Raw genomic sequence first — 13,955 nt, 5'->3', positions numbered from 1 at the left:
AATATTTTGATGTTCTGTTGATACAGTAAAGATTAAATAATAATGATGTAGAAACAATGGAGAGAATTTTGAGCAACTGTTGGGTACAATGTTGAAATGAGAAGAAAAACGTGAGACCAGTTTTGAAAATACGTCGAGTTCCCATTGCATTACGCTTATTTCTGACTGTTTTGTTGACAACTTTAGTCATTACAACAGTGAGCTTGGGTGTCTTACATTGGACCATGCAAAAGAACTTTGCCAGATATGTTGCAGATGTTGAGATGCAGAAACTTGATCATCTGATCGAAAACTTGGCAGATGTATATGGGGTCTATCAAGACTGGGGTAACGCAGTTCAAGCACAGATTTTGCAAATTGAAGGTGATGCTGCGCCTGATGATTATGATAAATTATCACGCTGGTGGCTACGTCGTCAGTATGATATTGCTTTACAGCAACGCTACTTTAAAGAACATACAATGGTGGCGACTTTGGGACAAACGGACGGTGCAGTTCATAAGTCTCAGCTGGATAAAGAAGAACTGAAAATTCTCGAAGAAAATTTACCCTCAGCTTATCAACCCTTTGAAGGTTTGAAATTTCCGCTTAGTTCAAATCAAAACTTATATAGACCCTCAGATCGTAAAGGAAATAAACCGCCTATAGGCAAAGACAAGGGGCATCTTTCAGCGGGACAGGAAGCATCAGCTTCTGCAGCGAAAGAAGCGCCAACGCGAGATCCGATGCGAACGGTAAATCCGCAGAATGGCAAAAAGATATTTGTGTCATTGCCTGACCGTTTGGGGCTGAGTTCACGACTTTCTTTATATGATGCAAAACAACAGTTTATTTTAGGTGAACCGTCAGATGATCAGGTGTCTTATCGTCCGATTTTAGTCAATGACGAAGTGGTTGGTTACTTGGGTTTAAAACCAGTTTTAGATCAGGATGATGCGCTGAGTATTAACTTCTTTAGTAATCAAAAGCGTTATTTAGTGCTGATTTATATCTTCACCTTTTTATCCAGTTTGGTTGCAGCATTGTTATTGGCGACTTATTTTAAAACACCGATTCAACGTTTATTGAACGCAACTCGCGAATTAACCAAAGGGAACTACCAGCATCAAGTGGTGATTAACCGTAATGATGAATTGGGAGATTTGTCGACAGAGTTAAATCAACTGGCCGTCATCCTTGACCAGCATGAAACATCACGCCGTCAGTGGGTTGCTGATACTTCACATGAATTAAAAACACCATTGGCAGTATTACAAGCACAGATTGAAGCGATGCAGGATGGAATTCGCAAGCCTACACCAGAACATTTTGAAGCGATGTTACGTCAGGTCACGAGCTTGAAAAAGCTGACACAGGATTTAGCCGATTTGGCGCAAGCTGAAGCACAACAATTAAAATGCTACTTTGCAGAAATTGATCCTTGGTCGGTGGTTTTACAAGAAATAGAGAATTTTAAACCTAAATTTGAACAGGCTGATTTAACAATTTCAGCCACAGGTGAGGGAGCGAAATTACAATTAGATATAGATCGCTTTAAGCAAATTATGGTCAACTTACTTGGAAATAGTATTCGCTATACTGAAGCAGGTGGTGAAGTCCAAGTGCATACAGAGCAAGATGCAGATTCTTGGAGTGTGATCGTTGATGATAGTCCATTGGGTCTGAGTGATGAACAGATTGCACACTTGGGCGAACGTTTCTATCGTGTGGATAATTCACGTACACGTAGTACAGGCGGTACAGGATTGGGCTTGGCTTTATCAGGTAAAATTGCACAAACACTCGGTGGTCAGCTTACTTTTGATCATTCGCCATTAGGCGGTTTGCGTTGCAAACTGACATTTTCAAAACATACTAAAGTTTAAAAGGAATAGTACAACATGAAGCATATCATGCTGGTAGAGGATGAAGTTGAACTTGCGCAATTGGTGCGGGATTATCTAGAAGCAGCGGGCTTTGAAGTCAGTATGTTTCATGATGGTCAAGAAGCGTATGACAGCTTCCTGCAACGCAAGCCAAGTTTAATGGTGTTGGATTTGATGGTCCCGCGTATGGATGGTTTGACCATTTGCCGTAAAGTGCGTGAGCAAACCGACTTGCCGATTATCATGGTGACTGCACGAACTGAAGAAATAGATCGTGTCTTGGGTTTAAATATGGGAGCAGATGACTATGTCTGTAAACCTTTTAGCCCAAAAGAGTTGGTGGCACGTGTACAAGCGGTATTACGCCGTTTAGAACGTAAAGCTGAACCTGAAGCCAATGACTTATTTCGTATTGATAAAGCACAACAACGTATCTGGTATCAACAAAAATCGTTGAATTTAACGCCAACTGAATTCCGTCTTTTAGAGCTTTTCCTCGAACATTTGGGGCAAGTCTATTCTAGAGCGCAACTTTTAGACCATATTAACCCAGATAGTTTTGATGTTGCTGACCGTGTTATTGATAGTCATATCAAGAACTTACGTCGTAAAATATCTGAAGCAGCGGAAACCGGAAATCGTCATGAATGGGTACAAGCTGTTTATGGCGTAGGCTACCGTTTTGAATATCCAGAAGATTAAGTTTTCGACATTTTAAGTTCATCGTTGTGGATAAACACAGGTTTATCCACAGATATTGTGGGTAAATGTTTATAAATGTAAAAAGTTATGTTTGAAAAATAAACATATAACTTTATGTTTATTGATACATTCTGATTTTGACTGAATCGTGTATAGATAGAGCTTAGGTCTGTTGATCTAATGTGCGATCCAAAGCCCGCTAATTATTGAATCTGTTGATAAACCGCCAATACCTGCTTTTGGGCTTTGGTCAGGCTCTTGCTCACAAGCTCATAAGAGCCTTCAACCAAGTCTTGAATCAGATCAGCACTGATCTGTTCGTCTTCATAGATTGAAATCCAATGACGTTTATTCATATGGTAGCCCACCTGAATCGAGGGGTAGAGATCTCTCAACATTTCTCCATGATCAGGTTCAACTTTTAAATTAATCAGTTTTTTGCCATGCAGTTCAGAGCCTAACATAAACATTTTTCCCATCACTTTAAAAACAGGAACATCCTCACCAAAAGGATAGTCAAGTTCGGATTTAGGCAAATGTGATGCAATCTTAAATGCTAAAGTTCGGATTTCTTCACCAGTCATCACTGTCTCTTTTTAAAATATTCTTTATGAATAAATGCTAATCACTGTTCCATCATCGACCAGCTTCCAAATTTCATCCATGTCTATATTTCTAACGGCAATACACCCCCATGTCCAGTCATTTCTAGGTAAGTAGGTCATTAAACTCGGGAGTTTTTCCACTTGTGAGCGTGTTGCTGAACCATGAATCATAATGTCACCACCAGGAGAAACGCCAAGTTGGTTGGCTTTAGATTTATCCTGTTGGTTTGGATAGGACACATGCAGCGATTTATAAAATGCACTATTGGGATTACGCCAATCTAGAATATAACGACCTTCAGGGGTTTTTCCATCACCTTCTTTAACTTTATGTCCAATAGGATCAAAGCCTAAGCGCATTGGATATGTTCGTATGTCTTGATCATGATGCATGAGTTTAACAATACGATCCGATTTATAAACTTTAACTTCGGTGATTGGCGTGTTTTGACGAAGACGTTGAATCTCTTGCTCAGATAAATTCTGCACATGTATGGCAGCATTTGCGGTTGGAATAAATTGATTATATTTTTGATAAGTCCAGACACTTGCTATAGCTATAGCCAAAAGAATTAAGCATGGAATGAGGTATTTTTTATTCATTTTAGAATACTAATGTTGTAAAACCCTGTATTGCCTAAATTTTATTCATTCTAAAGACAAAAGCTGTAGTTAATTTGTGATTGTGGATTTATCCTGTGGATAAACACAAGTTTATCCACAGAAATTGTGGGTAACTATGATGGGTCAAATCAAAGAAAGTGATTCGGCAATTTATTTGATCAAGACGAACAACTCACCATTACTTCAGGAACATCGCTCGGTAAAGGCGCTAAATCTTTGGCTGTTTCTAAATCCGTTTGTTTGGTAAACGGTTGACTAAGCAATTTAAATAGACGATCAACCTCAGAAAAATCATCACGTTCAGCCTGTTCAATGGCTGTTTGTAGCATATGATTTCTTAAAATATAGACTGGATTAGCCTTTTTCATTTCTGCATCAAGTACATCAATCTCTTGCTGCTCACGAATACTGTGATATTGCGTCAAGAAGTTTTCAAATTGAAAGCGATCTAGGCAATCATCTTTAATAGCTTCGTATTCTTTATTCTGTAAGCGAAGAAAACTGTTGGTATAGTCGAGTTGCTCACTTTGTAGAATTCTTAAAAATGCCATAGCGCAATCAAAACTATCTTTATGGAAGGCAGGTAGTCCAAGTTTTTGGCATAGCCCATGGGTATAATGTTCTAGAAAGGTCGGTTCAAAATGCTCTAAACATTCGACGAGGTCTTGCTTAAATTGTTCTTTATTTTCTGCTTGTGCCAGTGGAATTAAATTGTTTAACCAATTCCATAAGTTCCAATGTGCAATACTCGGTTGGTTTTGGTAGGTATAACGGCCATTATAATCACTATGATTGTTGATCCAATTGGGACGGAAACGCTCCATAAAACCATAAGGACCAAAATCGAGAGTAGAACCTGTAATATTGAGATTATCCGTATTCATAACCCCATGTGCAAAACCTACCAATTGCCATTTTGCGATCATGACAGCGGTGTTTTGGATCACTTGCGTTGCAAATGCTAAAACAGTGTCTTCAAACTTTTGCTGTTCAGCACTTAAACATTGTGGATAGTGCCATTCAATACATTTTTGGGTAAATTCAGTGAGTAACTCAGGCTGATATTGATTGATCCATTCAAAATGCCCTAAACGGATGTGGCAATCCGAAGTGCGTAACATCATTGCACCAAGTTCAAGTTTTTCTCGTTGTACACCTTGGGTTGAGGAAGTAAAGCCTACGGAATTGCTTGAAGCAACCCCCAGTGCATTGAGTGCATGACCTGCTAGATATTCACGAATCACAGAACGTAATACAGCACGTCCGTCTCCCATACGAGAGTAGGGGGTTGAGCCTGCACCTTTCAAATGTAGGTCAATGGTTTGACCTTGTCGATTTAAAATTTGCGCTATCAATAGGCCACGCCCATCCCCCAATTGACCTGCCCATTGTCCAAATTGATGCCCTGCATAAACCATGGCAAGGGGATGAAATTCAGCAAAGGTTTTTTGTCCGCTACAAATTTCGACCCATTGGGCTTTTTCATCTTCAGACCATTGTAATTCATCCGCAAGCGCAGCATTAAAATGCCCAGCCTTTGCACCTTTCAGTGGACTAGGCATTTGCTGATGGTAGAGCTTTGAATCGAGAGATGGATAACGTGGGGCAAATTGCATAGCGATCGGTCACAATGGTTTTACTTGTCCCTCTCAATATAGCAAAGTTTTAAGCTGTTGAGATAATGTTGACTGTTTTAGTCGACAATAAATAGCTTTGCACCAAATGCGGTAGAAGAACGATGCGCTTCAGCTTGATCTGCAACTTGATAACTCATCCCTGCTTTTAAGGTAAAGGTACGTCCATCATCAAGTTCAGTGTGCAACTCACCTTCCAAGCAAAACAGGATATGACCTTTTAAACACCAGTGGTCAGCCAAATAATCGACAGAATATTCGACCATTCGCACTCGAATATTGTCAAATTGCTGTGTGCGCCAAAGTGCAAAGCCTTGCTCACCCTCATGACGCGTTGTTGGAACTTCTGCCCAGTTGGTAATGCCAAAGGGGATGTTATTAATTTGCATATTATTTTCTCTCAATATTCTCAGTATGAATGTCTGTAAAAAATGGATAAAAGAAAAGCCCCTTTCGGAGCTTTGCTTTTGATGTGTATTGAGAATTAAGAAACAACGTTCTTTTTGATTCCACGCATCAATGTTTCTAAACGTTCACGATGGAAAGCAAGTTTCTGTTCGACCAATTGGAAATCAACTTTGAGTTTGACATCCATTTGGTGGATCTTTTCAGCAACAGATGCTTTTTTCGCTTGTAGCTCTTGTTCTTTTAACGCAGCCCAATCATTTAATGTATTGGTGAATGCTTCATATTCTTGCGATACTTTTTGTTTCATCGCGATAATATCTGCATTGACGTTATGACCATAAATCGCTAAATCCTGTTCAGCATATTTAAATCTCATCGCCAATTCCGCTTTTTTGATATTGAAGCTTGGGATACGACGTAGATTCTTGGCTAAACCGATTTTAGAGCACGACCAAATCAACCATTTTGTTGGATCATACTGCCACCATTTCACACCATTACGATAATCATATTGGAAAATATGGTGATAGTTATGATAACCCTCGCCCCAAGTTGCAATAGCAAGAACAAAGTTATCACGTGCAGTATTTTCGTCAGTATAAGGACGTTTGCCCCACATATGGCAGAGTGAGTTGATAAAGAATGTTACATGATGGCTAATGATTAAGCGGAGTAAACCACCTAAGAGTAATACGCCCCACATGTCACCTACAGCCCAACCCAGTGGAACTAAAATCGCAGCATGTACAGCAATCACAAGTGGAACATAGTACTTGTCTTGGAACATAACCACTTTGTCATTCAACAAATCAGGTGCATTTTTATAATTTGATTCAGCAGCAGGATAATTACGTAACATCCAGCCAATATGAGCGTACCAAAAACCATTGTTAATCGAATACGGATCTTGATCTACATCATCCACATGGCGATGATGTGTACGGTGACCAGAAGCCCAGAACAAAATACTGTTTTGAACAGCAAAAGTTCCCATGATCATCAAAATGATTTTAAGTGGTAAAGTCGCTTCGTATGCACGATGTGCCCACAAGCGATGATAACCTGCAGTAATACCTAAACTACTGAGACCGAGTAAAACGAATAAACTAATCCAAGCTGCCGCACTAAAATCATGGTGGTAGGCATATAAAGGGATCGCAATTACTGCCACAAGGGGTAAAAACACCAAGGCAAAAACACCGATCCAATTTATTGGGGCTTTGGGTAGGGGAGCATTCATCTCCAACAGCACTCCTAAGAACCTTAATCAGGTAAAGTTAAACGCATAGCTTCAGCATTTTTCTAGGCTATACTTTCACAGATATTATCATGGGCGAACATGTGTTCACTAGTATTAGTGTACATCTGTATTGTATAAAACAGTAACAGAATAAAACATGAATTCTAGCGGTTTGATCGAAAAAAATGAATGGTTAAAACGTCGTATTTAAATGTCAAAATAGTGTAAGAATTTTTCTGCCTTATCCAGTTTGATTTTTAGGGGGTTAGACAATTGATTCTCAAGTTAAATTTTAATTTTGGGACTCTCTAAAGTTCAAAATAAAATTCTACTTTATTGTGTTATTAAGGGCGTTTGAGTTATTGAATTTGTGCTAAGGCAAGCTGCATCATTTTTGGAAAATCAGTAATTAATCCATTGATCCCCAAATCTCTTAAATGCTTAGCGCGCTCAATATCATTGACGGTCCAAACACTGATGTCCAAACCTGCACGTTGAGTTGCTTGAATGAGCTCATCTGTTGCCAATTGATTCATCCATCCAATCTGGCAGCATCCCAGTTGTAATGCCTGTTCGATCGCACGTTGTTGGATGTCATCTTCAATCAGTAGACCACGTTTAAAACTTGAGTTTTGCTGTTGTAATGCTTGATGTATTTTTAAATCAAAACTGGTAATCACTGCGACATTTTCAAAACCTCGCAGTTGTTTTTGTAATTCGATGATGAGTTTTTCAGCGTGTTGCAATGTTTCTACAGCTTTCACTTCAACTTCAATATGCTCAAAGTCCTGCATAATCTTTAGGCTTTGGCTTAAGGTTGGGGTAATTTGTTTTTCCCAATCCATCCAGATATTGGCTTGGTTATAGGCCGCTAATTCAGCGCTGTTTACATCATACAGTGCTTGATCTATTCCAGTTGTTCTTAAAAAATTATCATCATGCATGATAATGAGTTCATCATCTTTTAGTTGTCGAACATCGAATTCGACTGCGCGGATACCTAAATCGTGAATATATTGAAATCCCGCTAAGGTATTTTCAGGTGCTTCACCACGCGCGCCACGATGTCCGATAATTCTCATAATGAACTCACATACTCATTTTTATCTGTCTAGTAATCGTTTAAGTCTTACTTTTAGCAATAACTTGACTTTATCATACTGTTAAAAAATTACTTTTAGACAGTGATTTATCGTTAAATCGTGTCATTGATGTTCTTTTGCCAAAGCACTTCACTGCCACCTTCTGCACGTTGTAAGCTACGTGAAGCAACAAAAAACCAGTCGGATAATCGGTTAATTAATTGTAGGGCAGTTGCTTGAATATTTTGATCACGACTGTGTACAGTCATTAAGCTACGTTCTGCACGACGACATACAGCACGTGCTTGATGTGCATAGCTACATGCTAATGTTCCTGAAGGTAGAATAAAGTCTTTGAGCATTGGTAAGTCTTCATTCATTTTGTCGATTTCCTTTTCAAGAAATTCAACACAAACAGGTTGGAGTAAGTTGTAGTTAGGAATACAGACTTCACCACCCAGATCAAATAACCAGTGTTGAATCAAGCTTAGTGATTTATCCCAATGGGCTTTATCGACGATGTTACTCATTGAAATTTGTGAACGTAATACACCAACAATAGAATTTAGTTCGTCTACATCACCAAGAGCGGTAATACGTAAGTCATCTTTCGCTACGCGAGAACCATCTCCTAATCCTGTGGTACCTGAATCGCCTGTACGGGTATAAATTTTACTTAAACGATGTCCCATAATTTTGTCCTAGATAAAAATGAAAAGATAAAGAATAAAAAAGGATAATGTCGGTCAAAACATTATCCATAAACTGCGCTGTTTTAGATATTTTTTTGGGTGTCGCTTTTAGTAGCGGAAAGTTACCCCAGCAGATGCAAGACGACCACCGTTGATGTAGTAAACACCATTACCGTTGTATGCTGTCTTATAATTAACATCACCAATGTTTTCAATATTGGTAAAGAGTTTAATCATTGGAGTTGCTTGCCAGTAAGCATTGACATTAGTACTAACATAACCCGGCGTTGTGGTTGGTGTAGTCGATGGGTAATCTGCAAAATCTTTTGAATTAGATTTTGCGACGACAGATGCAGAAACACCATATACGCCATCATCCCAACCTGTAGTTAGAGTTAAACTTTGGCGTGGTCGGCGAGTTAAATCTTTTTTAGTTTCATCATCTTTTGCTTGAACATAAGCATAAGTTGTAGTTAAAAAGAGTTCATCTTGTTGCCATTTAAATGAAGCTTCACCGCCAGTAAAGGTTGCTTTATTTACGTTAACTAATTTACCCGCCTGATAATTAATCAGGTTGTCTACTTTATTGCGATATACAGATAAGCCTAAATCAATATTATGATTAAGTTTTTGATCAACGCCGATTTCATAAGAAAAGCTTTCTTCTGGTTTTAAATCAGGATTTGCTCCCCAAGAAATTGCATATAAATCGTTGGTTGTTGGTGCGCGGAAAGCTGATCCGACATTTGCATAAATGCTCGTAAGTGGTAAAACTTGATAACGGACAGCACCTTGACCAACTGTGTGTGTACCAAACTTATCGTTGTCTTCCACACGAATACCAACTTGAGTTTCTAGACCATTGTGTTGATATTGATGCTGTGCAAAATAGCCAATAGTATCTACAGATTCTTTGTATTTAACATCTTGTCCGCCAAACAAATTTTTCGAATAAACATCACCTTTAATATCTTTAAAGGTTGAACCGAATAAAATGTTTTGAGCAGGTGTCATTTGCCATTTTGTATAGAGCTCAGCTTCTTTGGTTGTACTATGTACATAATCTGAAGAACTATTTTGCTCAATATTGTCTTTAAATTGCGAAAGTCGTGCATGAAGTGCGACATTATCTAAAATATCGACTCGACCTTTTACATTAATGATTTCATTTTTAAAATCTTGAGAAACGAGATTACCGTAATTGTCATAATCACTATAACCTTGATTTTCACTGTAATCGACTGAGGCTGCATAGTGCTCTTTCTCAACACCAACTTTTGTACTATAGCCTTTTTGATCAAAACTTGCTTTCTTGTTGTTTTTTGCATCTGTTACAGGCGTACCATCAGTTTCTAGGCGTTGTCCACGAACTTGAGCATAAAAACCATCTTGAGCAAGATCAGCACCAATTACTGCTTTATAGGTGTTATTTTCACCCATTTCACCAGTAACAAAAGCACCCGTTTTTTCAGGTGTTTTGGAAATCAATTGTATTACACCACCAATCGCATCAGCACCATATAAAACTGATGCAGGTCCTTTTAATACTTCAATTTGTTTAATATCTGTTGTATCAATAAAAGGTAAAGATGCAGAGCCAGCAGTATTTGAGTTTAAGCGAACACCATCTCTTAGAAGTAAAGTATGGTCAGAATCTGTACCACGTAAGAAAATTGATGCAGCTTGTCCATAACCACCAGTTTGTACCATATTGATTGATGCATCTGTTTGTAACAGTTGTGGTAAAGATGCAATTGGTGATTGTTCAAGAGTCTTCGGCTCAATAATATTGATTCGAGCAGGAACTTCACTGATTTTTTGCTCAGTACGAGATGCTGTGACAACGATTGTATCGAGTTTCGAATTTGCTGCTGAATTTGAAGAAGTATCTGCAAAAGCAGTAGAAGATAGCCCCATCGCAATAGCGACAGCACCTACAAGTGCAGTAGGTTTAAAAATAACAGACATGATATGCTCCATACATTCACTCCCCGTGAATGATTGAGTTTAAGGGCACAACAAGCTGGTATCCGGACTTAAATATAGAACCTAAAGCGATTCAGATTATTCCACCTTCCCACAAAACATTGCAGTGGTGTAAGTCTTTTGACTTATTAAAGAATAATATTTTCATTTTACCGTTGCGGGGGCAGTGTTGGATTTCCACCAACTTCCCAAAGCCTTAAGCTAGACTTGTTGCATTTGTGTGCAGTATAAAGTTTGTTTAGTGTATAAACAATGTAAAACAGATAATCCTATAGAACTTTAACGCAAGTGAATAAATTTGCTTTACAATGATTTGCTTAAAATACTGAAAAAATCAGTTTGGTCTGAACAAATTCGAGTTCAAAGCTATGCGTACCCGTGCCAAAATTTGTGGGATTACACGACCACAGGATATCCAAGCTGCTGTACAAGCAGGTGTGGATGCGATTGGTTTTGTGTTTTATGAACCTAGTCCACGTTATGTCACGATTGAATTGGCTCAGCAATTGGCACAACTTATTCCACCGTATATCAACATTGTTGGATTATTTGTCAATGCCAGCGCACAAGACATTGCACAAGTATTAGAACACGTGCCTTTGGATATTATTCAGTTTCATGGTGATGAAACTGCACAACAATGTCAGCAGATCGCACAGTATAATAAGCGCCGTTGGTACAAAGCGATTCAGATTAAACCTGATGCGAAAAATTCAGATATTATTACGACAATTCAGCAATACCAACAGGCTGGCGCGAGTGCTATGCTTTTAGATGCATGGCATCCTGAACTGAAAGGAGGGACTGGACACAGTTTTGACTGGTCTCAATTCCCTAAACTCGATATTGCTTTAATTTTGGCAGGTGGTTTAAAACCTGAAAATATTGAAGACGCTATACAAACGACTCAAGCGTATGCAGTCGATGTCAGCGGAGGCGTAGAATCCGCAAAAGGTATCAAAGACCAACAACTCGTAGAACGATTTATGCAAGGAGTCCAACGTGGATCAGCAAAGTAATCAACAAAATAGTGTGATTGACTATACCCAATTCCCAGATCAAAACGGGCATTTCGGTATCCATGGCGGACGTTTTGTGTCAGAAACTTTAATGGCAGCTTTAGAGGATTTAGAGAAACTCTATTTCCGTATGAAAGATGATGCGCAGTTTCTGGCAGAATTCGACCGTGATCTCGCTTATTATGTCGGACGTCCTAGTCCGCTTTACTATGCTGAGCGATGGTCGAAAGAGTTGGGTGGTGCGCAAATTTATCTTAAACGTGAAGACTTAAATCATACAGGCTCACATAAGGTCAATAACACCATTGGTCAGGCGCTACTTGCGAAGCTTTCTGGCAAAAAACGTATTATTGCGGAAACGGGTGCAGGTCAACATGGTGTGGCAACTGCAACAATTGCCGCGCGTTTAGGTCTTGAGTGTGTGGTATTTATGGGTGCTGAAGACGTAAAACGTCAGGCCATGAATGTCTACCGTATGCGCTTGCTTGGTGCAACAGTTGTACCTGTAGAAAGTGGTTCTAAAACATTAAAAGATGCCATGAACGAAGCGATGCGTGATTGGGTAACCAATGTAGATTCGACTTACTACGTGATTGGTACGGTTGCAGGTCCACATCCATATCCTCAATTGGTACGTGATTTCCAGTCGATTATTGGTCGTGAAGCACGTAAACAAATTCAAGAGCAAGCAGGTCGGTTACCAGATGCTTTGGTTGCATGTGTCGGCGGTGGTTCAAATGCAATGGGCTTGTTCTATCCATTCTTAAATGATCAAGACGTCAAAATGTACGGTGTTGAAGCCGCAGGTTTAGGCATTGAAACAGGTAAACATTCAGCACCATTAAATGCAGGCCATGTTGGTGTTTTACATGGCAACCGTACTTATTTAATGTCAGATGAGCAAGGTCAGATTATTGAAACACATTCAATCTCAGCAGGCTTGGATTATCCTGGTGTGGGTCCTGAACATAGTTTCCTAAAAGACATGCATCGTGTGAATTATGTGCCAATTAATGATACAGAAGCACTTCAAGGCTTCCGTGATTTGACTCATATTGAAGGGATTATTCCTGCATTGGAAAGTTCACATGCAATGGCCTATGTGACTAAACTTGCGCCAACAATGTCGAAGGATCAAATTATTATTGCGACGGTATCGGGTCGTGGTGATAAAGATTTAATGACTGTTGCACGTATTGATGGTGTTGAAATGGTTGAGATGTAATTCATCTCACTCGATTAATTTAAAAGCCTCTTTTATAGAGGCTTTTTTATTTCTGAACTAGACAGGATCATGGGGAAGCTCTACAAAAAGCACATGGAAATCATGAGCTAAATTACCCAAAATTTACTGAAAATAATCGGTTAATTTTTTTATATGCATTTTTTACAACGGGTTCGAGCTGAACCTTTTCCTGAAAAAATTGTCTGGGGATTGAAAGACACATTTGCGATTTGTATCATCCCTTTAATTATTTTAAATGGCTTTATTTTAGAAAAAATATTTGGAATCTCGATAGCTGTTAGTCTGGGTGATACCATTTTAAGAGGCGTGCTGTTTATTTTAGTGTGCTACTTATATAAGGATATGTTGCTTACGCATTGGCAAAAATATAAACAGGCCTTTTGGCGCTCAAGTGTCTTGGTGGTGGTTGGTGCAATCGTGTTACAAGTGGTGATCTCGCTGACACGTCAGCTTTTACCCCACGGGCCGAGTACACAAGAAAAACACTTGATTGACCCTGAACATATTCCTTTTCTCAGTCTGTTGGTGATTAGCTTGGGGCCACTATTTACTGCGCTTTTAGAAGATATTGTGTTTCGCTATACTTTATTGCAAAAGTTATTTATCCAACCGTGGCTATGGCGCATTGTACTGATTATATTGAACTCTATATTATTTGGTCTGATCCATTATCATAATTTTGATGGAAATTTAATCGCAACAATCAGCTTTATGAGTGCAGGTTTATTTTTAAATCTGATCTATTTGTGGACACGCAATATTTGGCATGTATTACTCATTCATTTTTTGAACAATGCCATATTATCTGTGGGTGGGATTTTATTATTAAAACTTGTTCAAACATTAACTTAG

Annotated in this window: 13 protein-coding genes and 1 riboswitch; of the genes, 5 read left to right on the top strand and 8 right to left on the bottom strand. The window is 38.9% G+C overall.

Annotated features, from left to right (window positions below; all coding sequences use genetic code 11):
• The first annotated feature begins 122 nt into the window (after positions 1–122).
• A complete protein-coding gene (gene baeS / locus AS4_RS18720; RefSeq protein WP_096735565.1) occupies positions 123–1,865 on the top strand; it encodes a sensor histidine kinase efflux regulator BaeS in 1,743 nt (580 codons plus the stop codon).
• A gap of 15 nt (positions 1,866–1,880) precedes the next feature.
• The gene (locus tag AS4_RS18715; RefSeq protein ID WP_004725942.1) at positions 1,881–2,567 is read left to right on the top strand and encodes a response regulator; all 687 of its coding nucleotides are present in this window, start codon (positions 1,881–1,883) and stop codon (positions 2,565–2,567) included.
• Between the two features lie 203 nt (positions 2,568–2,770).
• On the opposite strand, the gene AS4_RS18710 is transcribed toward AS4_RS18715, so the two are convergent.
• The 8 genes from AS4_RS18710 to AS4_RS18675 all read right to left on the bottom strand — a co-directional run bounded on the left by AS4_RS18710 (position 2,771) and on the right by AS4_RS18675 (position 10,820).
• Positions 2,771–3,151 carry an MmcQ/YjbR family DNA-binding protein gene (locus tag AS4_RS18710; RefSeq protein ID WP_096735157.1) on the bottom strand — a complete coding sequence of 127 codons (381 nt, stop codon included), beginning with the start codon at positions 3,149–3,151 and terminating at the stop codon, positions 2,771–2,773.
• A gap of 24 nt (positions 3,152–3,175) precedes the next feature.
• Positions 3,176–3,775, bottom strand: coding sequence for a L,D-transpeptidase family protein (locus AS4_RS18705; protein WP_004817028.1), 600 nt, complete (start codon positions 3,773–3,775; stop codon positions 3,176–3,178).
• 179 nt (positions 3,776–3,954) lie between these two features.
• Entirely contained in the window at positions 3,955–5,412 is a 1,458-nt protein-coding gene (locus tag AS4_RS18700) for a protein adenylyltransferase SelO (RefSeq protein WP_096735156.1), read from the bottom strand.
• Positions 5,413–5,489: 77 nt separating this feature from the next.
• A complete protein-coding gene (locus AS4_RS18695) occupies positions 5,490–5,819 on the bottom strand; it encodes a DHCW motif cupin fold protein (RefSeq protein ID WP_004725953.1) in 330 nt (109 codons plus the stop codon).
• A gap of 95 nt (positions 5,820–5,914) precedes the next feature.
• Positions 5,915–7,078: an acyl-CoA desaturase gene (locus AS4_RS18690; RefSeq protein ID WP_004725954.1), complete on the bottom strand. Its 1,164-nt coding sequence runs from the start codon at positions 7,076–7,078 to the stop codon at positions 5,915–5,917.
• A 359-nt stretch (positions 7,079–7,437) separates the two neighbouring features.
• Positions 7,438–8,160 carry a glycerophosphodiester phosphodiesterase gene (locus AS4_RS18685; protein ID WP_096735155.1) on the bottom strand — a complete coding sequence of 241 codons (723 nt, stop codon included), beginning with the start codon at positions 8,158–8,160 and terminating at the stop codon, positions 7,438–7,440.
• 113 nt (positions 8,161–8,273) lie between these two features.
• Positions 8,274–8,852 (bottom strand): cob(I)yrinic acid a,c-diamide adenosyltransferase, encoded by a 579-nt coding sequence (locus AS4_RS18680; protein WP_096735154.1) that lies wholly within the window; start codon positions 8,850–8,852, stop codon positions 8,274–8,276.
• Between the two features lie 108 nt (positions 8,853–8,960).
• Positions 8,961–10,820, bottom strand: a complete 1,860-nt coding sequence (locus AS4_RS18675) for a TonB-dependent receptor plug domain-containing protein (protein ID WP_096735153.1) — start codon at positions 10,818–10,820, stop codon at positions 8,961–8,963.
• A gap of 36 nt (positions 10,821–10,856) precedes the next feature.
• A riboswitch (cobalamin riboswitch) is annotated at positions 10,857–11,064 on the bottom strand.
• 142 nt (positions 11,065–11,206) lie between these two features.
• On the opposite strand from AS4_RS18675, the gene AS4_RS18670 reads away from it, so the two are divergent.
• The 3 genes from AS4_RS18670 (at position 11,207) to AS4_RS18660 (ending at position 13,955) form a co-directional block, all read left to right on the top strand.
• Positions 11,207–11,857, top strand: coding sequence for a phosphoribosylanthranilate isomerase (locus AS4_RS18670; RefSeq protein ID WP_004817040.1), 651 nt, complete (start codon positions 11,207–11,209; stop codon positions 11,855–11,857).
• On the top strand, positions 11,841–13,082 hold the full coding sequence (trpB, locus tag AS4_RS18665) for a tryptophan synthase subunit beta (protein WP_004725964.1): 1,242 nt from the start codon (positions 11,841–11,843) through the stop codon (positions 13,080–13,082). The genes AS4_RS18670 and trpB overlap by 17 nt, the downstream gene beginning before the upstream one ends.
• Positions 13,083–13,235: 153 nt before the next feature.
• The gene (locus AS4_RS18660) at positions 13,236–13,955 is read left to right on the top strand and encodes a CPBP family intramembrane glutamic endopeptidase (RefSeq protein ID WP_096735152.1); all 720 of its coding nucleotides are present in this window, start codon (positions 13,236–13,238) and stop codon (positions 13,953–13,955) included.

This window comes from Acinetobacter guillouiae, from assembly GCF_002370525.2.
GTDB classification, from domain to species: Bacteria; Pseudomonadota; Gammaproteobacteria; order Pseudomonadales; family Moraxellaceae; genus Acinetobacter; species Acinetobacter guillouiae.
The sequence above is the reverse complement of the archived record's forward strand: the minus strand, read 5'-3'. Positions and strand labels throughout refer to the sequence as shown.